The following is a 26,350-nucleotide window of genomic DNA, read 5'->3' on the forward strand; positions in this document are numbered from 1 at the left end:
TATTACGCGCGCCCCGCGCTAGGGTGCAACCTAGTGCAACCACTTAGTAGCAACCGGCTCCAGTGGGTTGCACTTTCACCACATCCACCGCCCGGATCAGATGCGCAGCGGATCGATCTCTAGCTGCCAGCGCACGCCCCGTCCGGCATCCCCGAGATCGTCCAGCAACGGCAGCCAGCCCGCTACGAATCGTTGCAGCAGCGGGCGAGAGCCCGCTTCGACGAGCATCTGCGCCCGCTCCTTGTTGTAGACGCGCACCATCGACATGGGCACCGGATCGTGGAGTTGCACCTCTTCCGCGCCGGCGCAACCGATGGCGGCGTCGCGGGCCGCGCGCAGGAAGGCCAGCGAGTGTTCGAGTTCGCGGTGCTCGGCCGTCAGCAGCACCTGGTACGCGAACGGCGGCAGGCAGGACTGGCGCCGTTCGCGCAGCTGACTGGCGGCGAAGCCGTCGTAATCGTGGCGCGCCAGCGCCTGCAGCGCGGGGGCATCGGGATACCGTGTCTGGATCAGGACCTCGCCCGCGAGACCGGCCCGGCCCGCGCGGCCGGATACCTGCATCAGGGAGGCAAACAGATGCTCGGCCGCGCGAAAGTCGTGGCTGAACATGGCCGCATCCGGATGCACGATACCGACGAGCGTCACGCGCTGGAAATCGTGCCCCTTGGCGACCATCTGCGTGCCGACGAGGATATCCACCTCGCCCGCGTGAACGCCGTCGAACATCGCCTGCGCGCTGCCCTTGCGCCGCGTCGAGTCGGCGTCGATACGCGCGACGCGGGCCTGTGGAAAACGCGCGGCCAGCGCCTCCTCGATGCGCTGCGTGCCGCGGCCCAGCGGCGCGATATCGACGTTGCCGCAGTCAGGGCAATGATGCGGCACCGGCGATTCAAGGCCGCAGTGGTGGCAGCGCAGCCGCCGCTCGGGACGATGCAGCACGAGGTACGCCGAACAACGCGGACAACCCGACAGCCAGCCGCAGCTATCGCACGCGAGCACGGGCGCGTAGCCCCGGCGGTTCAGGAACAGCAGGCTTTGCTCGCCGCGCGCGAGCCGCGCGTCGATGGCCTCGAGCAGCGGTTGTGACAGGCCCTCGTACATTGGCCGCTGGCGCTGGCGCTCCATGTTCAGGTCGATCAGGCGGACGGTCGGCAGCACCGCATCGGCCTGCGCGCGCTCGCGCAGCACGAGCTTGCGGTAGGCGCCCTGCTCCGCGCGCCACCACGTTTCCATCGAGGGCGTGGCCGAGCCGAGCACCACGGGAATCGCCAGTTGCTTCGCGCGCCAGACCGCGAGATCGCGCGCCGAGTACCGCAGCCCTTCCTGCTGCTTGTACGAGGTGTCGTGCTCCTCGTCCACCACGATCAGCCGCAGGTTCGGCGCGGAAGCCATGATGGCCATGCGCGTGCCGAGCACGATGCGCGCCTCCCCCGTGTGCGCGGCGAGCCATTGCAGGCTTCGCTCCTGGTCCGCAAGGCCGCTGTGGAGGACGGCGAGCGGCAGCGCCGGAAATCGCGCGGCGACGCGCGCCTGCAACTGCGGCGTCAGGTTGATTTCGGGAACAAGCATGAGAACCTGCGCGGCGGAATCGGCGGCAAGAACGGCTTCCATCGCATGCAGGTAGACCTCGGTCTTGCCGCTGCCCGTCACGCCGTGAAGCAGGAAAGGCGCGTACCCGGTGGCTTGCCCGATGGCCGCAACGGCAGCTTCCTGCTCGGCATGCAATGCCGGGCGTGCCGACGGCGGCCGATCGGGGGCGACGTCGAGCAGCGGGCCGATATCGCGCGACGCCTCAACCCAGCCGGCGGCTTCCCACTCGGCCAGGCGCGCGGGAGCGGCGCTGCAATGGGTACGCGCCACCGGTAACGGCATCCAGTCGCGCGCGTCGCGCGCGATCAGCGCCTCCGCGAGCGCCACCACGGTCTTCGCGCGCGCGGGCAGCGCGGCGCGCAAGGCGTCGGCGGCACCGGGCCGCAGCCGATAGCGGACCATGCGCGCGCGATCGCCGAGGCGTGCCCACGTATCGGGCTCGCGCAGGGATGGCGGCAACGCGGGCAGCATCACTTCGCCAAGCCGCCGCTGGTAATACCCGGCGGCGAAGCGCGCGAGCGCGATCCAGGTCGGGGCGAGCGGGGGCAGCCAATCGACCCGCGCGGCGATGGGTCGAATCCGGTCCTCGGGGACATCCGAGACATCGGTGAGCGCCACCACCACGCCGACGGCGCTGCGGCGTCCGAACGGGACGACCACGAGTTCGCCGGGCGCGGCGAGCGCGCCGTCCGGGGACGCAGCAAGGTAGTCAAAGCAGTCGTCCGCCGGCGTGTCGATCGCCACACGCGCAATCCGGGGCGCGCCCGGGTTCGCGTCGGTTGGCGAAGCGGAAGAGGACGAATGTGTGCCCATTGTCTGTGGTTCCGCCGCGACGGCCGAGGCGTCCGCGATATCGTCAGCAACCATGGGCTGGCACGTGGCGGTGCATGTCCGGTGCGCGGTCGTTGTGCATGGGTGCTACCTCGGGCGCGTGTGCCGGATTCTGTGTGCGGCGCAACATCAACTTAAAGTAAAACTTCAAATGTGACCCTAAGTCGATGATAGATGGCTGCTTTTCCACGCCAACCCGCGTACCTGTGGATAACTTTGTTGAAAAGTCAGTCGATCTACCCGCGAAGGCCCGCGAAACAAGGCTTCCATCGTCTTCGCAGGCGCGTTTGAAGAACATTCAAAGCCTTTAAAATCAATGGGTTGCCTATATCCCCCCGGAGGGCTAAGGGGTAACCCGCCCTTGCACTGCCGCAAACCTATCGGTGTGCATAAGTCAAGCCTTGACACGCGCTGCGAAGCACCTTTTTGGCGAAAGCTGACGAAATAGTTTACTTGACACCGGCATGGAAGCGCCTCTCAGGCTACCACGGCGGCGCGGTTGGACGCATCGCTGCGGCGCGGGGTAAATAGCCAGTTGCAACCCACGCCGTCGCGCGTCCGTGTCCGCCGCGTCAGCCCTGCGCGCGCAGCGTCCGGCTGTAAGCGTGCACTTCGTCTGCAAGCACCGCCACGTTCTCGGGGGGCGTGAACTGCGAAATGCCGTGGCCGAGGTTGAACACATGACCATCGCTGCCGCCGCCCGCAGCGTAGCTGTCGAGTACGTTGCGCACCTGTGCGCGGATCGCCGCTTCCGGGGCAAATAGCACTGTCGGATCGATGTTGCCTTGCAGCGCGACACGGCCCGCCGTGCGGCGGCGCGCTTCGGTCAGGTTCACGGTCCAGTCGAGCCCGATCGCATCGGGGCCGATGGCCGCGATCTGCTCCAGCCATAGCCCGCCGCCCTTCGTAAAGACGATGGCCGGTATTTGCTGGCCGTCGTGCTCGCGGCGCAGGCCTTCGAGCACGCGGCGCATGTAGGCCAGCGAAAACGCCTGGTACATGCCGTCCGCCAGCGCGCCACCCCAGGTGTCGAAGATCATCACGGCCTGCGCGCCCGCCTCGATCTGCGCATTGAGGTATGCCGACACGGCCTGTGCATTGATCTCGAGAATGCGGTGCATGAGGTCGGGCCTGCCGTACATCATGCTCTTGACCGTGCGGAAGTCATCGGAGCCACCGCCCTCGACCATGTAGCAGGCCAGCGTCCATGGACTGCCCGAAAAGCCGATCAGCGGAACACGTTGTTTGCCATCCCGCACCAGCGCGCGGCGGATCTCCGACACCGCATCGAAGACGTACTGCAGCGACGCCATGTCGGGCACGGCGAGCTTCGCGACATCGGCCTCGTTGCGGACAGGGTGCGCAAAACGCGGCCCTTCCCCCTGCGCAAAGGACAGGCCGAGGCCCATCGCGTCGGGTACGGTCAGGATGTCGGAGAACAGGATCGCCGCATCGAGCGGGTATCGGTCCAGCGGCTGCAACGTGACTTCGGTCGCGTATGCGGGATTTTTCGCCAGGCCGAGAAAGCTCCCCGCACGCGCGCGGGTGGCGTTGTACTCGGGCAGATAACGGCCCGCCTGGCGCATGAGCCAGAGCGGCGTGTATTCGGTCGGTTGCCGGCGCAGCGCCCGCAGGAAGGTGTCGTTCTGCAGTACGGTCATGTTGGTCTCTCGTGAGACCGCCATTCTACGGGACACCTCGGTCCCGGACACCTTCCGTCGTTCAGACGTCGTCGGCGATCGACCTGAAGGCTTCGGCTGCGCGGCGCATCCACTCCCGCGCGCGTGGCGCATCGGGCTGGAGGCGTGCGAATCCGTGGGTCATGCCGCTGGCTTCGATCGTGATGACCGGTGCGTCGTGCCGGACAAGGAAGTCCGCGTAGGCGAGGCCGTCGTCGCGGAGCACGTCGTTGGCGGCGACCAGCACCACGCTCGCAGGCGGCTGGCGCGACGGTGCCGATGCCATCAGGTACAGGCGGGCGTCCTCGTTCTCCGCGCCGCGCGTCAGCACCGCCTCGCCGGCGAACTGCGTCCAGAACCAGTGCATCTCCTCGCGCGTGAGGCCAACGCCGTCCCCGAAAGCACGATAGCTCTCGGTCGTCAGGACCGGCGCCGCGACGGGGTAGATCAACAGCTGCGCCTTCACCACGTCCGCCCGGGCCGCGGCGTTGACCGATGCGGCCGCCTGTGCGGCGAGGTGTCCCCCGGCGCTGTCGCCGGCCACCGCGAGAAAGTCCGGCGCGAAGCCCAGCGCCTGCCGTTGCGCGGCGAACCACTCGACGGCATCCGTCGCGTCGTCGCACGGCGCGGGAAACGGGAATTCAGGGGCCAGCCGGTAATCGACGCTCGCCACGGCACATCCGGTATCCGAGGCCAGCAGGGCCGCGACCGTATGGTGGGTAGCGGGCGATCCCACGACCCAGCCGCCGCCATGGAAGTAGACGATAAGCCTTGGCTGCGCCACGTCCGCCGGCCGGAACAGCCGCGCCGCCAGCGTGCGGCCCGCGAGCGGTACCGCGAGCTCGGTGACAGTCATGCCCTGGGGATCGGGCAACTGGGACAGCGCGGCGACCGCCTCGAAGCGCGCGCGACGCTCCGGAGCCGTTACGGGAGCGGGGGCGCCCGCAAAATGGGCCGCCGTGCGCTGATAGTACGCGGCTAGCTGGGGATCGATTGCCATGGGAATCTGAAAATCTGCGGTAAATGTAAAATCACCGGCAGTTTAATGGACAACCGCGGGACAGACGCGGGCATGGACGCGGCGGAAATGTGGGCGATGCACGTTTCCAATCGTAACGTTGAATGCGGTATCGAACACAAATCGGATTTAGTCAGAATGCTCACCCCCGGAAAGTAGGGTAAACACATTAATTCGGACTGAAAAACGTAATGCATTCAGGCCACTAGCATGCAAGTGATCGCTCAGTGTCCTTGGCACAAAATGCACGTGCAAGTGCTTTCAAGGTAGCGGGAAACCCTCAAAAGTGTCGTGAACGCTGTATTTTCCGCGCTCCCCCTTTCATCTACTTGCAAAACGATACATTTTGTTACTGCCTTCCCCTAAAGTTTCCCCCACAATGCATTGACACACCCAGCGTTGGGCGGCGTTGACGCCAGCTAAAAAGGGTGGGGAATGAAGAAAGCCTGAAGCAGTACTCCCGATTCACCGGACCAGCAGCGACGTGCTGGCCCGGCTCACAGGAAGACCGACGGCGCTAGATGTGCATGAGTGTAAGACTATGCATGCGCCTTTTAAGTGATCCTGAACCGAACCCGTTCCTTCGAATTGACCCCTCGAAGGGATTTTCCCGTCCGCGCGGAGCCTCCCCGGCCCGCGCGCTTTTTTTTGCGGTTCAGGAGACGAAATATATCGTCGCCGCGACAAAAAAGGCAGCCGCGTGGCTGCCTTTTTTGTTCCGCATCACGTTCCGCACCAAAAAAACAACAGCCAGGCACGTTACGATCTGCGGGGATAAACCGTTTACTTCTTCCGACGCAGGCGGGCGATGGCGGCCAGCTGGGCTGCTGCCACGGCCAGTTCGCTTTGCGCGCGTGCGAGGTCGAGGTCGCTGCTCTGGTTCTGCATCAGCTCTTCCGCCGCGCGCTTGGCTTCCTGAGCCTTCGCTTCGTCCAGATCGCCACCGCGGATGGCCGTGTCGGCCAGCACGGTCACGTGCTTCGGCTGGACTTCGAGAATGCCGCCGGCCACGAACACGAATTCTTCGCTGCCGTCTTCCTTCTCGATGCGCACCGGACCAGGCGCGATGCGCGTGATCAGCGGCGTGTGACCAGGCAGGATGCCCAGCTCGCCGGCTTCACCGGGCAGCGCCACGAACTTCGCCTGACCGGAGAAGATCGACGCTTCCGCGCTGACGACGTCTACAAGAATGGTTGCCATGTGAACTCCTATGTCCAATCGCGTTGCCGCTGACCCGCTCGCTTGGGCGGCGGGCCTAACGAGCAATGCTTACTGGAGCTTCTTGGCCTTCTCGAAGGCTTCGTCGATCGAGCCGACCATGTAGAACGCCTGCTCGGGCAGGTGATCGCACTCGCCGTCCACCAGCATCTTGAAGCCACGGATGGTTTCCTTCAGCGGCACGTACTTGCCCGGCGAACCCGTGAACACTTCCGCGACGTGGAACGGCTGCGACAGGAAACGCTGGATCTTACGCGCGCGGGACACCGACAGCTTGTCTTCCGGCGACAGTTCGTCCATGCCCAGAATCGCGATGATGTCGCGCAGTTCCTTGTAGCGCTGCAGCGTTTGCTGAACGCGGCGGGCCACTTCGTAGTGCTCGGTGCCGACGATTTGCGGATCCAGCTGGCGCGAGGTCGAGTCGAGCGGATCGACGGCGGGGTAGATACCCAGCGCGGCGATGTCACGCGACAGCACGACGGTCGAGTCGAGGTGGAGGAAGGTGGTAGCAGGCGACGGGTCGGTCAAGTCATCCGCCGGCACGTACACGGCCTGGATCGAGGTGATCGAGCCCGTCTTCGTGGAGGTGATGCGCTCCTGCAGCTTGCCCATTTCTTCCGCCAGCGTCGGCTGATAGCCCACGGCCGAAGGCATACGGCCCAGCAGTGCCGACACTTCCGTACCGGCCAGCGTGTAACGGTAGATGTTGTCGACGAAGAACAGGATGTCACGGCCTTCGTCACGGAAGCGCTCGGCCATGGTCAGGCCGGTCAGCGCCACGCGCAGACGGTTGCCCGGCGGCTCGTTCATCTGGCCGAACACCATGGCCACCTTGTCGAGCACGTTCGAGTCCTTCATTTCGTGGTAGAAGTCGTTCCCTTCACGGGTACGCTCGCCCACGCCGGCAAACACCGACAGACCGCTGTGCTGCTTGGCGATGTTGTTGATGAGCTCCATCATGTTGACGGTCTTGCCCACGCCCGCACCACCGAACAGACCCACCTTGCCGCCCTTTGCGAACGGGCAAACCAGGTCGATCACCTTGATACCGGTTTCCAGCAGGTCAACCGACGGTGACAGTTCGTCGAACTTCGGTGCCTTCTGGTGAATCGCGCGCTTTTCGTCGGCGGCGATCGGGCCAGCTTCGTCAATCGGGCGACCCAGCACGTCCATGATGCGGCCCAGCGTACCGTGGCCAACCGGCACGGAGATGGGAGCGCCCGTGCCCTTCACGGCCATGCCGCGACGCAGACCGTCCGACGAGCCCAGCGCAATGGTACGCACCACGCCGTCGCCGAGCTGCTGTTGCACTTCGAACGTCAGACCCTTTTCAGCGAACGACGCATCGCTGGACTCTTCCAGCACGAGCGCGTCGTACACCTTAGGCATGGCATCGCGCGGGAACTCGATGTCCACCACGGCGCCAATACACTGCACAATATTTCCGATACTCATTTCGTATCTCCGATAGCTTGAATTCTTGACGCCTTAAACCGCCGCGGCACCGCTGACGATTTCCGACAGCTCCTTCGTGATCGCTGCCTGACGGGTCTTGTTGTAGACCAGTTGCAGTTCGCCAATCACGTTCTTGGCGTTGTCGGATGCAGCCTTCATGGCCACCATGCGCGCCGATTGTTCGGACGCCATGTTCTCGGCCACCGCCTGGTACACGAGCGCCTCGACGTAGCGAACGAGCAGTTCCTCGATCACGGTCTGGGCGTCCGGCTCGTAGATGTAATCCCACGAGTAGGCGCGCTTTTCGTCTTCGGTCTGGCTCAGCTTGTCGGCGGACAGCGGCAGCAGCTGTTCGACCACCGGTTCCTGCTTCATCGTGTTGATGAAGCGCGTGTACGCCAGGTACACGGCGTCGACTTCACCGTTGGTGAAGGCGTCCAGCTGAACCTTGATCGCACCGATCAGCTTTTCCAGATGCGGGGTGTCGCCAAGATGCACGACATGCGAAATCACCTTCGCGCCGATACGGCCCAGGAACTGCATGCCCTTGGTACCGATCGCGGTGGACTGCACGTCCACGCCACGGCCCTGCAGGCTCTTGAGCTCGTTGGTCACCGCACGCAGCACGTTGGTGTTCATGCCGCCGCACAGACCCTTGTCGGTCGTCACCACAATCATGCCGGCGCGCTTGATGTCGCGTGCCTGCAGGAACGGGTGCTTGAACTCGGGGTTGGCCGAGGCCAGGTGCGCCGCGATGTTCCGCACTTTCTCGGCGTAGGGACGGGCATTCCGCATCCGCTCCTGCGCCTTGCGCATCTTGGATGCGGCGACCATTTCCATCGCCTTGGTGATCTTGCGCGTGTTTTGCACGCTCTTGATCTTGGTTCGAATTTCTTTCGTTCCGGCCATATCTTCCTCTCCATTCGTGCCGGGCCGCGCGTCGTTACCGGCCGCGCGGTCCGGTCCGTGGAATCACCCGGTTAGAACGCGGCGGACTTCTTGAAATCCTCGATCGCGGCACGCAGGGCGGCCTCGTCGTCCTTCGAGAGATCCTTCGTATCCTCGATGCGGCCAACGAGATCGGCGAACTTGGTCTTCAGATGGTCGTGCAGGCCCTTTTCGAAAGCCAGGATGTCCTTCACGTCCACGTTGTCCAGGAAGCCGTTGTTCGCGGCGTACAGCGAAGCGGCCAGCTGCCACACTTGCAGCGGCTGATACTGCGGCTGCTTCAGCAGTTCCGTCACGCGGCGGCCACGCTCGAGCTGCTTGCGCGTTGCGTCGTCGAGGTCGGAGGCGAACTGCGCGAACGCAGCCAGCTCACGGTACTGGGCCAGGTCGGTACGGATACCGCCGGACAGCTTCTTGACGACCTTCGTCTGCGCCGCACCACCCACGCGCGACACCGAGATACCGGCGTTGATAGCGGGGCGGATACCGGCGTTGAACAGGTCGGTTTCCAGGAAGATCTGACCGTCGGTAATCGAGATCACGTTGGTCGGCACGAACGCGGACACGTCACCGGCCTGCGTTTCGATCACGGGCAGCGCGGTCAGCGAGCCGGTCTTGCCGGTCACCGCGCCGTTCGTGAACTTGGCCACGTAGTCTTCGTTCACGCGAGCGGCACGCTCGAGCAGACGCGAGTGCAGGTAGAACACGTCGCCAGGGTAGGCTTCGCGGCCCGGCGGACGGCGCAGCAGCAGCGACACCTGACGGTACGCCCACGCTTGCTTGGTCAGATCGTCATAAACGATCAGCGCGTCTTCACCGCGGTCGCGGAAGTATTCGCCCATCGTGCAGCCGGCGTAGGCAGCCAGGTACTGCATGGCGGCCGAGTCCGACGCCGCGGCGGCGACGACAACCGTGTATTCCATGGCGCCATGCTCTTCGAGCTTGCGCACCACGTTGGCGATCGTCGAAGCCTTCTGGCCGATTGCCACGTACACGCAGAAGACGCCCTTGCCCTTCTGGTTGATGATGGCGTCCACAGCCACGGCGGTCTTGCCGGTCTGACGGTCGCCAATGATCAGCTCGCGCTGGCCACGGCCGATCGGCACCATCGCGTCGATCGACTTCAGGCCGGTCTGCACCGGCTGGCTCACCGACTGACGCGCGATCACGCCCGGCGCGACCTTTTCGATCACGTCGGTTTCCTTCGCGTTGATCGGGCCCTTGCCGTCGATCGGCTGACCCAGCGTGTTCACCACGCGGCCCAGCAGTTCCTTGCCAACGGGCACTTCCAGAATGCGGCCGGTGCACTTGACCGTATCGCCTTCCGAAATGTGTTCGTACTCGCCCAGCACCACGGCGCCGACCGAGTCGCGCTCGAGGTTCAGCGCGAGGCCGAACGTGTTGCCCGGGAATTCCAGCATCTCGCCCTGCATCACGCCGGACAGGCCGTGCACGCGGCAGATACCATCGGTCACGGAGATCACCGTGCCGGTGTTGCGCACTTCAGCGTCGGCGCCAAGACCCGAGATGCGGGACTTGATCAGCTCGCTGATTTCTGAGGGGTTCAGTTGCATCACAATGCTCCTAATTCTTCAATCCGTCGGCCGTAGCGATCAGGCGGTCAGCGTGGTCTGCATGGCAGCCAGGCGCGCACGCACGGAGGTGTCGAGCACTTCGTCGCCGACCTTGACGCTGACACCGCCAATCAGGGACGAGTCCACAGTCACGGTCGGATACAGCTTGCGGCCGAACTTGCGTTCGAGTGCGGCGACCAGGTCCTTCAGCTGCGAGTCTTCCAGCGGAAATGCGCTGGTGATCTCGACATCGGACGAACCTTCGCGGGCGTTCTTGAGCGCATGGAACTGTTCGGCGATCTCCGGCATGACCGTCAGGCGGTTGTTCTCCACCAGCAGGTTCACGAAGCGCTTGGCTTCGTCGTTGACCGGAGACTTCAGCACCGACAGGAACACCTCGGCCAGCTTCTGCCCAGGGACGTTCGGATCGTCGGCAAGCGCCTTCATGTCGGGGTTGGCGGCAACCTGCCCCATCTCCGACACCAGATCGGACCATGCACCCACGTTGCCTGCATCCGCCTGGCTTGCGACGCGAAACAGCGCCTCTGCGTAGGGACGGGCAATGGTTGCGGATTCAGCCATGATTAGAGCTCAGCCTTCAGTTGATTGAGCAGGTCTGCGTGCACCTGCGCGTTCACTTCGCGCTTGAGGATCTGCTCGGCGCCCTTCACGGCCAGCACGGCAACCTGGTCGCGCAGCTGTTCGCGTGCGCGGGTAACCTGCTGTTCCGCCTCGGCCTTGGCCTGGGCGATGATGCGTGCGGCTTCCGCCTGGGCGTTCTGCTTGATCTCGTCTGCCGTCAGCTGAGCGCGCTTCTCGGCGTCAGCGACGCGTTGGGCACCCTCGGTGCGGGCTTCGGCCAAAGCCTGGTCCACACGCTTGTTGGCCAGTTCGAGCTCGGCCTTGCCTTTTTCGGCAGCGGCGAGGCCATCGGCGATCTTCTTTGCGCGTTCGTCGAGCGCCTTCACCAGCGGCGGCCAAATGAATTTGGCAACAACCCACCACAGGATGAAGAACACGACCATCTGCGCAAGAAACGTTGCGTTCAGATTCATGGTGTGTTCCTTTCGGTAATCAAACTACAGATAAATGCACAAGGGCGGCCAGGCCATCAGACGTAGGCCAGAGCCGCCCGTCAGCATCATGCAGACCGAAAAGACTTACTGAATGACCGACAGGAGCGGGTTGGCGAACGCGAACAGCATGGCAACACCCACGCCGATCAGGAATGCCGCGTCGATCAGGCCGGCCAGCAGGAACATCTTGGTTTGCAGCGGGTTCATCAGCTCGGGCTGACGTGCGCACGCTTCGATGTACTTGCCACCCATCAGAGCGATACCGAGGCATGCGCCGATAGCGCCGAGGCCGATGATGATGCCGATGCCGATTGCGGTCAGACCCTGGATGTTGGCGAGATATGCTTGCATGATGACTCCTTAAATTTAGAGAGACTTAGAACCAAAAAACCAAAAACCAAAAACTAGAACTTTGAAACCGGGAAAATCAGTGGTGATCGTGAGCCTGGCCGATGTACACCAGCGTCAGCATCATGAAGATGAACGCCTGCAGCAGCACGATCAGGATGTGGAAGATCGCCCAGACCGCGCCCGCGATCACATGGCCGACGAAGCCCAGCGCGGACAGGTCCGCACCGAACGTCCACATGGAGCCCAGCAGCGCGATCAGCAGGAACACGAGTTCGCCGGCGTACATGTTGCCGAACAACCGCATGCCCAGCGAAACGGCCTTTGCCAGGAATTCGATGATGTTGAGGATCAGGTTGAACGGGGCCAGGTACCACTTGGCGCCGAACGGTGCCGAGAACAGTTCGTGCGCGAAGCCGCCCACGCCCTTGATCTTGAAGCTGTAGTAGATCATCAGCACGAGCACCGATGCGGACATGCCCAGCGTGCCGTTCAGGTCGGCGGTGGCCACGGCGCGGTGGTGCGGCAGGTGCAGATGGAACAGGCCCAGGAAGTGGTTCAGGCCGGTGACCCAGTCCACGGGAATCAGGTCGATCGCGTTCATCATGGTGATCCAGCAGAACACCATCAGCGCCAGCGGCGCGATGAACGAGCGGTCACCGTGGATGATGCCCTTGGCCTGGTCGTCCACCATTTCCACGACCATCTCGACGAACGCCTGGAAGCGGCCCGGCACGCCGGCCGTCACGCGCCGCGCGGCGACGTACAGCACCAGCAGCACGATCGCGCCGCACAGCACCGACCAGAAGATCGTGTCGTAGTTGAGGATGCTGAAATCGACGACGGAATGCTGCTTGCCGCCAACCGAATTCAAGTTCTGCAAGTGTTCGGCGATATAGCCTGAGGGAGTGAGCTTGTGCTCGGCAGCTTGGATAGCTTCTGACATGTCGGAGCGAACGGTATATTGCGAAATTTGTCGACCGCACCCGCGCGGTGCACGGTTGCCGGTATGGGTCTTGCTTCGCCTTCGGCCACATGGCCGGTAACCGCTAAGCAGGACCGCCTGGTTGTTCTGGCCCGAAACTGCCGGGCATCACGTTGACCGCGTGGCGCTTCACCGCTGTGACGCGCCGCACGGAAAACCCTTGATATTGCGTATTGAGAGCCCCACCTGAGACGGAAGCCCTCCTTCGAGGGATGGAGATCGCTGACGCCGAAAGGCCTGACCGTCGCCGGTCGGACCGCTCAGCGGATTGCGAGCGCCACCCAGTATGTCTTGAGCGCCAACAGGAACGTGACGAGCATCGGCACCCAGCGAAGATCGCGGTACAGCACGACGACCAGCACGAACAGTGCGACGGTCGAGAACACCTTGATCGCTTCGCCGACCACCAGGCCGCCGACCGTCGGCTGCGCACGCGACATCCATAGCCGCAGGGCGAAGAACCCGCTCGGGATCACGCACACGGCGCCGCCGAACAATGCCGACCAGCCGTACGGCGCATGCTCGCGCGCGAAAATCGCCCAGGCCATCGCCGACAACAGCGTCACGACCGCCTGCGCCAGCACGACCTTGCCAGGTGTCATCCGCGACGGACGCAACGCGCGTTCGCCAAGGAGCTTCACCGCGTCGTCGCGCGACAGCGGATCGACGACCCGCTCTTCACGCTCCGCGTCGTCTTCCCACGGGTCCTGCCGGTCTCGAACCACCACCTGCCACCACCTGTGTTAGCTTCGTTCAGGCCGGAACTTCTTGTTTCCGGCCAGAATTCAAACCGCACGATTCTACGAGCAATAGGCAATGCGAGTCAATCTGCTTTCAGTTAGCTTGCAGTGAATTTCGCACAACGGTTGCTATCACGCGTCGATGATGGCAGCGTTGAAATTGCGCGACGTTGACGCACGACGTCATCGTATTGCTTCACGCGGGGCATGCTCGACACGGGCTCCGGGCGCGGGGTCACGGCGACCGGTTACCTGGATGGCCGGTGATCGCCCACGATATTTATACCGCCAATGCCTGACCTGGCGTGGAAGCTTTCAGGGCAGCGCTCACGCGGCCGGCTGGCTGCTGGCGGGCTCGCGCAGACGCGTCAGCACACCATCCAGCGCATCGTTGCTCGTGAAGTGAATCGTGAGCTGGCCCTTGCCGCGCGCGCCGAGCTTGATCTGTACCGAGAGACCGAGCGCATCCGAAAGTTCTTCCTCGAGGCGCGCGACATCGCGCATGCCCGTGCCGCTCTTCTGCTTCAGCGACTTGAGGTCGAAAGGCTTCAGCGTCGAGGCGACGAGCTTCTCGGTTTCGCGCACCGATAAACGCTTGTTCACGATCTGGTTCGCGAGCGTGATCTGGTTCGCGCCATCGACGGCGAGGAGCGCGCGCGCGTGGCCCATGTCGAGATCGCCGGCCATCAGCATGGTCTGCACGGGCGAGGCGAGATTGAGCAGGCGCAGCAGGTTCGACACCGCACTGCGCGAACGGCCGACGGACTCGGCCGCCTGTTCGTGCGTGAAGCGGAATTCGCGGATCAGGCGCATGATGCCCTGCGCCTCTTCCAGCGGATTGAGGTCCTCGCGCTGGATGTTTTCGATCAGCGCCATCGCCGCGGCGGCTTCGTCGGCGACTTCCTTCACGAGCACCGGCACGCGATCGAGGCCCGCGAGCTTCGATGCGCGGAAGCGGCGCTCGCCCGCGATGATTTCGTAGCGATCGGGTTCGGCGACGCGGCGCACGAGGATCGGCTGCATCAGGCCCTGCGCGCGGATGCTTGCGGCGAGCTCCTGCAGCGCGCCCTCGTCCATGCGTGTGCGCGGCTGGTACTTGCCGGGCTGCAGCTGCTCCAGACGCAGCACCGAGGGCGCGCCCTCCTGCTTCACGGTCTCCACGATCTCGGCGGGGCCGCCCAGCAACGCTTCCAGCCCGCGGCCGAGGCCCTTCTTCTTTGCGGTACTCATGTCCCAGTCCTTCGGATGATGGCGCTCAGCCGAGCTGCCTGACGCGGGCGATCATCTCCGCGCCGAAATCGAGATAGGCCTTGGCCCCCTTGGACGACACGTCGAACGCGACGCCCGGCATGCCGTAAGACGGCGCCTCCGCGAGCCGCACGTTGCGCGGGATCACGGTCTTGAACACCTTGTCGGCGAAATGGGCCTCCAGCTGCGCCGAGACCTGCTGCTGGAGCGTGACGCGCGGGTCGAACATCACGCGCAGCAGGCCGATGACCTTGAGGTCGCGATTGAGGTTGGCGTGGACCTGCTTGATCGTGTTGACGAGGTCGGACAGCCCTTCCAGCGCAAAGTACTCGCACTGCATCGGCACGATGACGCCATGCGCGGCACAGAGCCCATTCAGCGTGAGCAGCGACAGCGACGGCGGACAGTCGATCAGCACGAAGTCGTATTCGTCGTCGACCTCGGCCAGTGCCTGCTTGAGCCGGCGTTCGCGCTGGTCGAGCTCGACGAGTTCCACTTCCGCGCCGGCCAGCTCGCGATTGGCGGGCAGCACGTCGTACTTGCCCGCCTCCGAACGCTGGCGCGCCTGCGCGACCGTCGACAGTCCCACGAGCACCTGGTACACGCTATGTTCGAGCGACTGCTTGTCGATGCCGGAACCCATCGAGGCATTCCCCTGCGGATCGAGGTCCACCAGCAGCACGCGCTGTCCCTGCGCGGCGAGGCCAGCGGCAAGATTGACCGTCGTGGTGGTCTTGCCTACGCCGCCCTTCTGGTTGGCGATCACGAATACCTTGGCCATAGGCTCCCGAAGCTCCTGTGTTGATACCGATGCGTGAGACGCATCAGACATGTGCTTGAATATCCACTCGACGCGACAGCACGACGAGATGCCGTTCCGCGTCCAGTTCCGGTACCGTCAGGCGCGGTACCGATTCCACGTGCCACGCGGCCATCAGGCCCGCAGCCTCCATCCGGTCTAGCTCCGCCTGCGGGTAGACGCCCTTCATCGCGATAAGGCGCCCACCTGGCGCTAGCAGATGCCCCGACAGCGTCACGAAGTCGGTGAGCTCCGCGAATGCGCGCGACGTGATGACGGCATAGCCATCCGCGTCCTCGATTTTCTCCACGGGCCCCCAGTGGGCCGACGCGTTATCCAGTCCGAGCTGCGCGCGGCATTGCGTCAGGAACGCCGTCTTCTTCTGCACGATGTCCACCATCCGCACCGAGACGTCGGGGCACGCGATGGCGAGCGGCAGGCCCGGCATGCCGCCACCGGATCCGACGTCGAGCGCCCTGCCCCGCGCTGCGGCGCTCACCGAGCTCACCCGGGCCGCCTCGGCCAGGGCCGGGACGGCCGCGAGCGAATCGAACAGGTGGTGCGTCAGCATTTCGTCGGGATGACGGATGGCGGTCAGGTTATAAACGCTGTTCCACTTGCCCAGCAGCGTCAGGTACGCCTGCAGCGTATCGACCTGCGCCGGCGTCAGTACAAGTCCGATGGCAACGAGGGCAGCCTCGAGTCGCGCGCGCTGGGCGGCCGTGTCGACCACCGCATGACGAAAGCCGCCCACTCAGGCCACCTCCTGGCTATCGGTCTTATCGGCGGTCTTATCGGCGGTCTTATCGGCGGTCTTATCGGCGGTCGCATCGTTGGCCGTACCAACCGCGGCGACGCGGCCCATGCCCTTCTTCTTCAGATGGACCAGCAGCAGCGAGATCGCGGCGGGCGTGACGCCCGAAATACGGGACGCCTGGCCCAGCGTTTCGGGGCGATGCTGGTTGAGCTTCTGGCTCACCTCGAAACCCAGGCCGCGCACTTCGGTGTAATCGAAGCTGGCGGGCAGGCGCGTCGATTCGTTGGCCTCGAGCTTTTCCACTTCCGAGGCCTGCCGCGCGATATAGCCGTGGTACTTGATGCCGATCTCGATCTGCTCGCGAATCTGGTCCACCAATAGCGCATCGGCATCCAGCGCCTGCTCCGGCGCGTAGCGTCCGGCCTGCACCGCCATCAGCGCGTCATACGTGACGGCGGGACGGCGCAGCAGATCGGCGAGGGAATACTCGCGCTCGATGGCCTTGCCCAGCAGCGGTACAGCGTCCGCCTCGGGCAGGATCGACGGGTTGACCCACGTACTCTTCAGGCGCTCTGTTTCACGTGAAACAGCGTCGCGCTTCCGATTGAAGGCGTCCCAGCGGGCGTCGTCCACGACACCGAGCTCGCGGCCGATCTCGGTCAGGCGCATGTCGGCGTTGTCCTCGCGCAGGCTGAGGCGGAACTCAGCGCGGCTCGTGAACATTCGATACGGTTCCGTGACGCCACGCGTAATGAGGTCATCGACGAGGACACCGAGGTAGGCCTGATCGCGGCGCGGGGCCCAGGCGTCCCGCTCGCGCGCGTAGCAACCGGCGTTGATGCCGGCCAGCAGACCTTGTGCCGCGGCCTCTTCATAGCCCGTGGTACCGTTGATCTGCCCGGCGAAAAAGAGGCCCGAGATCGCCTTGCTCTCCAGCGACGACTTGAGCGCGCGGGGGTCGAAATAGTCGTACTCGATCGCGTAGCCGGGTCGCAGGATATGCGCGTTCTCGAGGCCGCGAATCGAGTGCACGAGGTCGAGCTGCACATCGAAGGGCAGGCTCGTCGAGATCCCGTTCGGGTAGAACTCGTTGGTCGTCAGGCCTTCCGGCTCCAGGAAGATCTGGTGGCTCTCCTTGCTCGCGAACCGATGGATCTTGTCCTCGATGCTGGGGCAATACCGCGGCCCTACCCCTTCGATGACGCCCGTGTACATCGGCGAACGGTCGAGACCGCCGCGGATGACCGCGTGGGTGCGGGCATTCGTATGCGTGATCCAGCACGGCAGCTGCTGCGGGTGCTGGTCTGGATGTCCAAGGAACGAGAAAACCGGCACGGGATCGAGGTCGCCGGGCTGCTCTTCCATGACCGAGAAGTCGATGGTACGACCGTCGATGCGGGGAGGCGTGCCGGTCTTGAGCCGGCCCTGCGGCAGCTTCAACTCCTTCAGGCGCGCCGAGAGCGATACCGCGGCGGGGTCGCCGGCACGACCGCCGGTGTAGTTGTCGAGCCCCACGTGAATCTTGCCGTCGAGAAACGTCCCGGCCGTCAGCACGACAGCGCGGGCGCGGAAGGCAATTCCCACCTGCGTCATGGCGCCGACCACGCGGTCCCCTTCCACCATCAGGTCATCGACGGCCTGCTGGAACAGCATCAGGTTCGGCTGGTTTTCCAGGCGCGTGCGGATGGCCTTGCGGTACAGCACCCGGTCTGCCTGAGCGCGCGTCGCCCGGACGGCGGGGCCTTTGCTCGAGTTCAGGATGCGAAACTGGATGCCGGCTTCGTCCGTGGCGGACGCCATGGCGCCGCCCATGGCGTCCACTTCCTTGACCAGATGACCCTTGCCGATGCCGCCGATGGAGGGGTTGCAGCTCATCTGTCCCAGCGTCTCGATGTTATGGGTCAGCAGCAGCGTCTGGCAGCCCATCCGGGCGGCCGCGAGAGCGGCTTCGGTGCCGGCATGGCCGCCACCAACGACGATGACATCGAATTCTTTTGGGTAAAGCATGGGACACCTCCTCCGGGAGGTTATGAGCGGAAAATTTGGGATGTCGAATTATAGCGGCAATCGAGAGCCGGACTTTGGGGGCTTCAATGTTTCACGTGAAACATAGCGTATGGGTCGCCCGGACTCACGTGAATCCGGCCGCAATGTTCCACGTGGAACACTTAGGGCGTGGCGTCGTCGCGACGGGTCCCGATGGTCCCGATTCGGGTCCCGATACCGAGATAGGTTTCGGCAACCTTGGCGTCGTGACTAAGCATTGACGCCTCGCCCGCCATGACGACTTCGCCCGTCTCCAGCACGTAGCCATAGTCCGCAACGCGTAGTGCCGCACGCGCGTTCTGTTCGATGAGCAGCGTCGCCACGCCCGTCTGTCTGAGCCGCGCCACGATCTGGAAGATCTCGCGCACGATGCGTGGCGCCAGACCGAGACTGGGCTCGTCGAGCATCAGGACCCGTGGCCGCGCCATCAACGCGCGGCCGATGGCAAGCATCTGGCGCTCGCCGCCGGATAGCGTACCCGCGTCCTGTCGCGCCCGCTCGCGCAGACGCGGGAACAGGTCGAACACCACGTCCATCTGGTCGAGGTAGGCACGCTCCCCCGCCCGTTTGCGGCGGAAGGCCCCTAGCACGAGGTTGTCCTCCACGCTCATGGAGGCGAACAGTTCGCGGCGCTCCGGGACGAGGCACATGCCACGCATCACGCGGTCTTCGATGGGCAGCGCACCGATGTCTTCACCGAACAGCCGCATCGTGCCGCAAGCCGTCGCGTAGGGAGGAAGCGCGCCCATGATGGCGTTGAGGAGCGTGGATTTGCCCGCGCCGTTGGGTCCGATCACCGTGACGATGCCGCCCGCCGTGACACGCAGAGACGCGCCGTGTACGGCCTCGACCTTTCGGTAGCGGACGTGGAGGTCTTGGATCTCAAGCACCACGGGCATCTCCGCCAGCGCCCTCATGCTCACCCATAGCGTCGGTACCCAGATAAGCCTCGAGCACGGCGGGGTTGCGCTGCACGTCTTCCGGCGTCCCTTCGGCGATGCGCGTGCCGAACTCCATTACGACGAGGCGATCGGTCAGGTTCATGACAAAGTCCATGTCATGCTCGACCAGCAGCACGCTCATGCCCTCTCCCCTCAGCTTGCGCAGCAAGGCTGCCAACGCCTGCTTCTCGAGATGGCGCAGTCCGGCCGCGGGCTCGTCCAGCAACAGCAACGCCGGGTCCGCGCACAACGCGCGCGCGATCTCGAGCACGCGTTGCTGGCCGAGCGCCAGGCTCCCCGCTTCGTCGTACAGGCGGTCCCCGAGCCCGACGCGTTCCAGCTGCACACGGGCTTCGAACAGCAGCTTGCGCTCCTCCTCGCGATTGAGCCGCAGCATCGCGGCGGCCACCCCGCCCTGCGCGGCGAAGTCGCCCCGAAGGTGCGCGCCGATGGCGACGTTCTCCAGCACCGACATCGAGGGCAGCAGATGCACGTGCTGGAAGGTGCGGCAGATGCCGCGCTTCACGATTTCACGTGAAAACTTGTTGGAGATACGCTCACCGCGATAACGGACCTCGCCGGCTGTCAGCGATGCGACGCCGGTAATCAAGTTGAACGTGGTGGACTTGCCGGCACCATTCGGGCCGATGAGTCCGACGATCTCCCCTGCACGAACCTGGAAGCTAACATCGTTGACGGCGACGAGCCCGCCGAACTGTTTGCGGACCGCGCGAACGTCGAGCAGCAGTTCGCCGCTGGCTGGCTTCTCGCGAACGGGCAATGCCGGCGCGTGATCGGGGGCGTGTGCGCGTGGGCCTGAAGGCAGCCAGCGCGACAGGTAACTCCAGATGCCGTCCGGCGAGTACTGGAGCAAAAGCACCATGAGTACGCCAAAGACGATGATTTCGAAGTTGCCGGTGGAGCCGAGCAGCTTGGGCAGCAATCCCTGGAGTACGTCTTTCAGGATCGTCAGGACACCCGCGCCGACGCTGGCACCCCAGACATGGCCCACGCCGCCGACCACCGCCATGAACAGATATTCGATGCCGTGGTTAAGACCGAATGGCGTCGGATTGACTGTTCGCTGCAAATGCGCATATAGAAATCCAGATATGCAGGCGAACATTGCCGCCATGATAAAAACGACGGTCTTCATCCATCCGGTGAATATACCCATCGCTTCGGCCATCGTCACGCCCCCCTTCAGCGCCCGGATCGCGCGACCGGGGCGCGAGTTCAGCAGGTTCGACGAGAGCAGCATGGCCAGCAGCACAACCATCCATATCGCATAGAACATTGCCCGGCCCGACTGTAGCGGGATACCAAAGACAGAGAGCACCGGAATGCCCGTGATGCCGTCGTACTTGCCGAGAAATTCGAGATTGCCGAACAGGTAGAACAGCGACAGGCCCCAGGCAATTGTCGCGAGCGGGAGGTAGTGGCCCGACATGCGCATCGTGATTGCGCCGATCAGGCTGGCGCAGCAAAGCGTGACCGCCAGACCTGCCAGCAAGCCAAGCCACGGCGACAGACCGCACTGCGTGGTCAGGTACGCGGTACTGTAGGCGCCGAGGCCGACAAAAGCGGCCTGCCCGAACGACGTCATGCCGCCCACGCCGGTCAACAGCACGAGCCCGATGGCGACGAGGCTGTAGAGCCCGATGTAGTTGGCGAGCGTGATCCAGAACTCCGGCGTGGGCAACACGGGCATGGCGGCAAGTGCAAGCACGCACAGCAATGTGAGCACACGGTGCCATGGCAGCCGCGTGCGCGCGCGGCTGCCACTCGCCGCCGCGCCGGCGACAGGCTCCTCGGTCAGCATCGTCACGGCCTACTCCTCGTCTTCGACGCGCTTGCCCGTGAGCGAGCGCCACAACAGCACCGGGATGATCAGCGTGAACACGATCACCTCCTTGAACGCGCTCGCCCAGAACGACGAGTACGACTCCAGCAACCCGACGAGCAGTGCACCGAGGGCCGCGACCGGATAGCTCGCGAGGCCGCCGACGATCGCGCCGACGAAGCCTTTGAGCCCGACCAGAAATCCCGACTCGTAGTAGATCGTCGTCAGCGGCGCGATGAGGACGCCGCAAAGCGCGCCCATCCCCGCGGCTAGCGTGAACGATAACCTGCCCGCCTGTGCCGTGCCGATGCCGACCAGGCGCGCGCCGAGCCGGTTCACCGCGGTCGCGCGCAAGGCCTTGCCGTGGATCGTGCGCTCGAAGTACCAGTACAGCGCGCCGATCAGCAACGCGGACACGCCGACGACCCACAGGCTCTGGCCCGAAACACTGAGCGTACCCACCTCGAACCGCGCGTCGGAGAATGCCTCCGTACGCGAGCCCTCGGCACCGAACATCGCGAGACCCAGGCCCACGAGCGCGAAGTGCACGGCGACGGAAACGATGAGCAGCACGAGCGTACTCGCCTCTGCGAGCGGCTCGTACGCAAGGCGATAGAGCATCGGGCCGAGCGGAATGACGACGAGCAAGGTGAGTGCAATCTGCACGGCCATCGGCAACGGCTGCGCGCCGTATGCGCGCACGACGATGTGCACGGCCAGCGGAAAGAGCAGGTACTTGCCGGCGAGCATGGCGAAGCCGCGCATGTCCAGCCGGTGCCCGCGCAGCGAGAGCACGAGCTCACGCACGAACGTCAGTGCGCCCATCGCTAGCAGCAGCCACGTGGTCTGCGGCGTGTGACCCGCCTGCATGGCGGCGAGCGTCAGCGCGCCATAGGCAACGAATTCACCCTGGGGAATGAAGATGACGCGCGTGACGGAGAACACGAGCACGAGCGCCAGCGCGAGCAGCGCATAGATGGCACCGGAGGTGATGCCATCCTGCGCGAGAATGGCGGCGATCGACAGATCCATGGCAGCGGCGCGGGGCTCACCGCGACTGCAGCTTCCACTTGCCGTCGACGATCTGCACCATCACGCGCGCGCGCTGGTCCATCCCGAGATGGTCCGTCGCGCTCATGGTCATGATGCCGTGCGAGACCGGGAGCTCCTTGGTCTGCTCGAGCGCATCGCGCAGCGCCTTCCGGAATTCCTTGCTGCCGGGCTCGCCCTTCTTGAGCGCCTCGGGAATGGCATGCTGCAGCAGCAGGCCCGCATCCCAGGCATGGCCGCCGAAGCCGGACACCTGACCGCCGAACGCCTTCTCGTACGCGGTCTTGTACGCCATGGCGGGCTTCTTCACCGGATTGCTGTCCGGCAGTTGCTCGGCCACGAGCAGCGGGCCCGCCGGCAGGAACGTGCCCTCGCAGTCCTTGCCGCAGACGCGCAGGAAGTCGGCATTCGCCACACCGTGCGTCTGGTAGATCTTGCCCTTGTAGCCGCGCTCCTTGAGCGTCTTGGCTGGCAGCGCCGCGGGCGTGCCCGAGCCCGCGATCAACACCGCATCCGCATTGGCACTCATCATCTTGAGCACCTGGCCCGTCACCGACGTGTCGGTGCGCGCGAAGCGCTCGTTGGCGACCACGCGGATCTTGCGCAGGTCCGCCACCTTGCCGAACTCCGTGGCCCAGCCGTCCCCGTACGCGTCGGCAAAGCCGATGAACGCTACCGTCTTCACGTTGTTGTTCGTCATGTGCTCGACGATCGCCGTAGCCATATGCGAGTCGTTCTGCGGCGTCTTGAAGACCCACGCGCGCCTGGCATCCATGGGCTCGATCAGCCGTGCCGATGCGGCCATCGCGATCATCGGCGTACCGGTTTCGGCGGCGATGTCGATCATCGCGAGCGAGTTGGGGGTGACGGTGGAACCGACGAGGACATCGACCTTGTCCTCGCTCACGAGCTTCCGCGTGTTCTTGACCGCGGTAGTCGTATCCGAGGCGTCGTCGAGCACGATGTACTCGACGGTCTTGCCGCCAATCTGCTTCGGCATCAGCGTGAACGTGTTCTTCTCCGGAATGCCAAGCGATGCGGCGGGACCGGTCGCGGATACGGTGACCCCGACCTTGATCTGCGCGATGGCGGTTTCGGTGACCCCGGCGAACAGGCAGGCAACGGCAAGCGCCAGCGAGCTGGCACGCTTCAACGTCATATCCCCTCCTCAGGTCTTTTTCTTGCGGCAGAAATGAAAAAAGGCATCCGCCGCCTTCCGGCCGGCGGATGCCTCCAGTCTTGATATCGGCCTGCTGGTCCGTACGCCAGCAGGCTCTGTGTCGCGGTCGCCGGGCGCAACGCTGGCCCCCTCGCCGACTTGCGGAACGACGCATGCGCCTACGCGATGAAGTGCGTCCCGATTTCCCGTCCTGCGCGGCTCTTACCCCGGAGTGCGCAGCTGCATTCGCCGACCGGACGGTCGGGAATGCGAATCCAGTCTAACAGAGCGATGTGCAGCGAAAAGGCGGATTAACCCGAGTGTGGGCCGATTGAAACGGTTCTATCCCAGCGTCTTCGCGGCGGGAATGCAGTCGCGGCGCCAGAGGCCGCTCGCGTCCGGGACGAAGCCTTGCGGGGACCCGCCCCCGGGTTGCAGGGAAGGCGCCGCCAACACATGCCGGATGCCGTGGGCACGGCACCAGTCGGCCAGCAACCCCAAGCAGGCGTCGAACGCTTCGCGCCCCGGGTCACCTGTCGCATCGCACCACCAGTCGGAGGCCATGGCGACCTTGCCGGCATGGGCGAGGCTGTGGACAAGTGTGGCGGGCAGCAACGCGTGCACCAGATGCGTGCCGTCGGTGCCATGACCGGCTTCCAGCATGACGCAGACGCCCTGCCCGCCCTGTGCGAGCAGCGCTTCCAGCGACAAACGCCGGGCGCGAGCCTCGGGGACAGGCAGCGGACGCCGCATGGCGAGCCAGGCGTAGAGGCGGTCCGCGTCGGCCGATTCGGCCAGGCGGGGCGGGAACTGCACTGCAGAAGACATCGGAATGAGCGACTTTGGGAGGCGATACGGGGCCGCAAACGGAAGCGGGAAATAAAAAAGGCGTTGCCGAATATTATCGGCAACGCCTTTTATGCTATTGGCACATGCTACCCGACACCGGGTGCGCGCCTTGTCGTCTCCTCGCTTCCGCCTCCAAGTAACCTGCGAAAACCGTATATGCAATGTAACTAAGCGGTGCGTCCGAGACAAGCTAGCAGAAACCCTAGCCCCAAAAGCGGGCACTCACGCGCCGCATGGGTGCCTTCAGTGCTTCTTGCGGCTCGTCAGCGCGATCAGCTCACCCATGATGCCGCGGCGGAACGTGAGCACGCAGATCACGAAGATGATGCCGGTGACCATCGTCACGGACTCGCCGAGCACGCTGAACCAGCCGATGCCCGTCGCCGAGGCGAGGAACGCGCCGATATCGCCAAGCTTGTTCTCGAGCGCGACGATCACGAATGCACCGACTACCGGGCCCGACAGCGTACCCAGGCCGCCCACCAGCGTCATCAGGATCACCGAGCCCGACATCGACCAGTGCACGTCCGTCAGCGTCTCGAAGCCGAGCACGAGGGCCTTGATCGAACCCGCGAGGCCGGACAGCGCGGCCGACAGCACGAACGCCATCAGCTTGAACTTGTCCGTGTCGTAGCCGAGCGACGTGGTGCGCGGTTCGTTCTCCTTGATCGCCTTCAGGATCTGGCCGAACGGGGAATGCACAGTGCGCACGATCAGCGCGAACGCCGCCACGATGATCACGAGCGCCACGTAGTAAAGCGTGAGGTCATCGGACAGCGACAGCACGCCGAACAGCTTGCCGCGCGGGATGCCCTGCAGGCCATCCTCACCGCCCGTGAACGGCGCCTGCAGGCAGATGAAGAACAGCATCTGCGCGAGCGCGAGCGTGATCATCGAGAAGTAGATGCCCTGGCGGCGAATCGCCAGCGAACCGACCACGTAACCGATGGCCGCGCCCGCCGCCGTGCCGAGCAGCAGCCCGATCTCGGGCGTCACGCCCCACACCTTCATCGCCTGTCCCGCCACATAGCCCGCGCCGCCGAAGAACGCGGCATGGCCAAACGACAGCAGGCCCGTGAAGCCGATCAGCAGGTTGAATGCGCAGGCGAACAGCGCGAAGCACAGCACCTTCAGCACGAACACGGGATAGGCGCCCACGAGCGGCGCCGCGATCAGGCCCGCGAGCAGCAGGCCATACAAGACTTTCTTCTGCACGCCGCTTCCTTCCTTGATGCCGTTGGCGCTGTTGGCAACGGCGGGCTGACCCGCCTGTCCGGTAACTCCGCTCATTATTTCTCCCTCCCGAACAGACCGGCCGGGCGCAGCAGCAGCACGATCACCATGATGAAGAACACCACGGTGGACGATGCTTCAGGATAGAACACCTTGGTCAGGCCCTCGATCACGCCGAGGCCCAGACCCGTGAGAATCGAACCCATGATCGAGCCCATGCCGCCGATCACGACCACCGCGAACACGACGATGATGAGGTTCTGGCCCATCAGCGGCGAGATCTGGATCACCGGCGCGGCGAGCACGCCCGCGAACGCGGCCAGCGCGACGCCGAAGCCATAGGTCAGGGTGACCATCAGCGGCACGTTGATGCCGAAGGCCTCGACCATCTTGGGATTTTCCGTGCCGGCACGCAGATACGCGCCCAGCTTGGTCTTTTCGATCACGTACCACGTCGCGATACAGACGATCAGCGACGCCACGACGACCCAGCCGCGGTAGTTCGGCAGGATCATGAAGCCGAGATCGGTCGCGCCCTGCAGCGCTTCCGGCGGCGAGTACGGCAGGCCCGACACACCGTAGATCGAGCGCAGCACGCCTTCGATCACGAGCGTGATGCCGAGTGTCAGCAGCAGGCCGTAGATGTGATCGAGCTTGTAGATCCAGCGCAGCATCGTCTTTTCGATGATCACGCCGAGCGCGCCGACAACCAGCGGCGACAGGGCGAGCATCACCCAGTAGTTCAGGCCCGCGTACTCCATGCCGGCCCACGCGAGCACGGCACCGAGCATGAACAGCGCCCCGTGCGCGAAGTTGATCACGTTGAGCAGGCCGAAGATCACGGCGAGCCCGAGACTCAGCATCGCGTAGAACGCGCCATTGACGAGGCCCAGCAGCAACTGGGACAACATGGCGGGGAGGGGAATACCGAAAATATCCATGGCAACGCTAAGTGGAATCGGG

23 protein-coding genes are annotated in these 26,350 nt (G+C 64.5%); all 23 read right to left on the reverse strand.

Annotated elements, in window-relative coordinates:
• Positions 1-96: 96 nt before the first annotated feature.
• The gene (locus KHP16_RS23090) at positions 97-2,403 is read right to left on the reverse strand and encodes a primosomal protein N' (protein ID WP_211961221.1); all 2,307 of its coding nucleotides are present in this window, start codon (positions 2,401-2,403) and stop codon (positions 97-99) included.
• A gap of 590 nt (positions 2,404-2,993) precedes the next feature.
• Positions 2,994-4,082: a uroporphyrinogen decarboxylase gene (gene hemE, locus KHP16_RS23095; protein ID WP_109585340.1), complete on the reverse strand. Its 1,089-nt coding sequence runs from the start codon at positions 4,080-4,082 to the stop codon at positions 2,994-2,996.
• A 61-nt stretch (positions 4,083-4,143) separates the two neighbouring features.
• The gene (locus KHP16_RS23100) at positions 4,144-5,100 is read right to left on the reverse strand and encodes an alpha/beta hydrolase (RefSeq protein WP_211961222.1); all 957 of its coding nucleotides are present in this window, start codon (positions 5,098-5,100) and stop codon (positions 4,144-4,146) included.
• 801 nt (positions 5,101-5,901) lie between these two features.
• Positions 5,902-6,318: a F0F1 ATP synthase subunit epsilon gene (locus KHP16_RS23105; RefSeq protein ID WP_109585342.1), complete on the reverse strand. Its 417-nt coding sequence runs from the start codon at positions 6,316-6,318 to the stop codon at positions 5,902-5,904.
• 69 nt (positions 6,319-6,387) lie between these two features.
• Positions 6,388-7,791: a F0F1 ATP synthase subunit beta gene (gene atpD / locus KHP16_RS23110; protein WP_109585343.1), complete on the reverse strand. Its 1,404-nt coding sequence runs from the start codon at positions 7,789-7,791 to the stop codon at positions 6,388-6,390.
• Between the two features lie 33 nt (positions 7,792-7,824).
• Positions 7,825-8,700: a F0F1 ATP synthase subunit gamma gene (gene atpG, locus KHP16_RS23115; RefSeq protein WP_109585344.1), complete on the reverse strand. Its 876-nt coding sequence runs from the start codon at positions 8,698-8,700 to the stop codon at positions 7,825-7,827.
• Between the two features lie 71 nt (positions 8,701-8,771).
• Entirely contained in the window at positions 8,772-10,313 is a 1,542-nt protein-coding gene (gene atpA / locus KHP16_RS23120) for a F0F1 ATP synthase subunit alpha (protein ID WP_109585345.1), read from the reverse strand.
• Between the two features lie 39 nt (positions 10,314-10,352).
• Positions 10,353-10,895: a F0F1 ATP synthase subunit delta gene (locus KHP16_RS23125; RefSeq protein ID WP_109585346.1), complete on the reverse strand. Its 543-nt coding sequence runs from the start codon at positions 10,893-10,895 to the stop codon at positions 10,353-10,355.
• Between the two features lie 2 nt (positions 10,896-10,897).
• A complete protein-coding gene (locus tag KHP16_RS23130; protein ID WP_109585347.1) occupies positions 10,898-11,368 on the reverse strand; it encodes a F0F1 ATP synthase subunit B in 471 nt (156 codons plus the stop codon).
• A gap of 105 nt (positions 11,369-11,473) precedes the next feature.
• Complete coding sequence (gene atpE / locus KHP16_RS23135) at positions 11,474-11,740, reverse strand: F0F1 ATP synthase subunit C (RefSeq protein ID WP_008650162.1); 267 nt, start codon at positions 11,738-11,740, stop codon at positions 11,474-11,476.
• A gap of 76 nt (positions 11,741-11,816) precedes the next feature.
• A complete protein-coding gene (gene atpB / locus KHP16_RS23140) occupies positions 11,817-12,683 on the reverse strand; it encodes a F0F1 ATP synthase subunit A (protein ID WP_115955590.1) in 867 nt (288 codons plus the stop codon).
• A 299-nt stretch (positions 12,684-12,982) separates the two neighbouring features.
• Positions 12,983-13,450 carry an ATP synthase subunit I gene (locus KHP16_RS23145; protein WP_211961223.1) on the reverse strand — a complete coding sequence of 156 codons (468 nt, stop codon included), beginning with the start codon at positions 13,448-13,450 and terminating at the stop codon, positions 12,983-12,985.
• Positions 13,451-13,789: 339 nt separating this feature from the next.
• Positions 13,790-14,692, reverse strand: a complete 903-nt coding sequence (locus tag KHP16_RS23150; protein ID WP_109585350.1) for a ParB/RepB/Spo0J family partition protein — start codon at positions 14,690-14,692, stop codon at positions 13,790-13,792.
• Between the two features lie 25 nt (positions 14,693-14,717).
• On the reverse strand, positions 14,718-15,491 hold the full coding sequence (locus KHP16_RS23155) for a ParA family protein (RefSeq protein WP_109585351.1): 774 nt from the start codon (positions 15,489-15,491) through the stop codon (positions 14,718-14,720).
• Between the two features lie 43 nt (positions 15,492-15,534).
• Entirely contained in the window at positions 15,535-16,263 is a 729-nt protein-coding gene (gene rsmG, locus KHP16_RS23160) for a 16S rRNA (guanine(527)-N(7))-methyltransferase RsmG (protein WP_109585352.1), read from the reverse strand.
• Complete coding sequence (gene mnmG / locus KHP16_RS23165) at positions 16,264-18,273, reverse strand: tRNA uridine-5-carboxymethylaminomethyl(34) synthesis enzyme MnmG (RefSeq protein WP_244835970.1); 2,010 nt, start codon at positions 18,271-18,273, stop codon at positions 16,264-16,266.
• A gap of 161 nt (positions 18,274-18,434) precedes the next feature.
• Positions 18,435-19,211 (reverse strand): ABC transporter ATP-binding protein, encoded by a 777-nt coding sequence (locus KHP16_RS23170; protein WP_211961289.1) that lies wholly within the window; start codon positions 19,209-19,211, stop codon positions 18,435-18,437.
• The gene (locus KHP16_RS23175) at positions 19,195-21,075 is read right to left on the reverse strand and encodes a branched-chain amino acid ABC transporter ATP-binding protein/permease (RefSeq protein WP_211961290.1); all 1,881 of its coding nucleotides are present in this window, start codon (positions 21,073-21,075) and stop codon (positions 19,195-19,197) included. The genes KHP16_RS23170 and KHP16_RS23175 overlap by 17 nt, the downstream gene beginning before the upstream one ends.
• 9 nt (positions 21,076-21,084) lie before the next feature.
• Positions 21,085-22,128 carry a branched-chain amino acid ABC transporter permease gene (locus KHP16_RS23180; protein ID WP_109585354.1) on the reverse strand — a complete coding sequence of 348 codons (1,044 nt, stop codon included), beginning with the start codon at positions 22,126-22,128 and terminating at the stop codon, positions 21,085-21,087.
• 16 nt (positions 22,129-22,144) lie between these two features.
• Positions 22,145-23,305 (reverse strand): ABC transporter substrate-binding protein, encoded by a 1,161-nt coding sequence (locus tag KHP16_RS23185; protein ID WP_109585355.1) that lies wholly within the window; start codon positions 23,303-23,305, stop codon positions 22,145-22,147.
• Positions 23,306-23,647: 342 nt separating this feature from the next.
• Complete coding sequence (locus KHP16_RS23190) at positions 23,648-24,133, reverse strand: hypothetical protein (protein ID WP_244835972.1); 486 nt, start codon at positions 24,131-24,133, stop codon at positions 23,648-23,650.
• A gap of 264 nt (positions 24,134-24,397) precedes the next feature.
• A complete protein-coding gene (locus KHP16_RS23195; protein WP_109585357.1) occupies positions 24,398-25,444 on the reverse strand; it encodes a branched-chain amino acid ABC transporter permease in 1,047 nt (348 codons plus the stop codon).
• A complete protein-coding gene (locus KHP16_RS23200; protein WP_150373374.1) occupies positions 25,444-26,328 on the reverse strand; it encodes a branched-chain amino acid ABC transporter permease in 885 nt (294 codons plus the stop codon). The genes KHP16_RS23195 and KHP16_RS23200 overlap by 1 nt, the downstream gene beginning before the upstream one ends.
• Between the last annotated feature and the right edge of the window lie 22 nt (positions 26,329-26,350).

Source organism: Cupriavidus plantarum (assembly GCF_905397285.1).
GTDB lineage: Bacteria > Pseudomonadota > Gammaproteobacteria > Burkholderiales > Burkholderiaceae > Cupriavidus > Cupriavidus plantarum.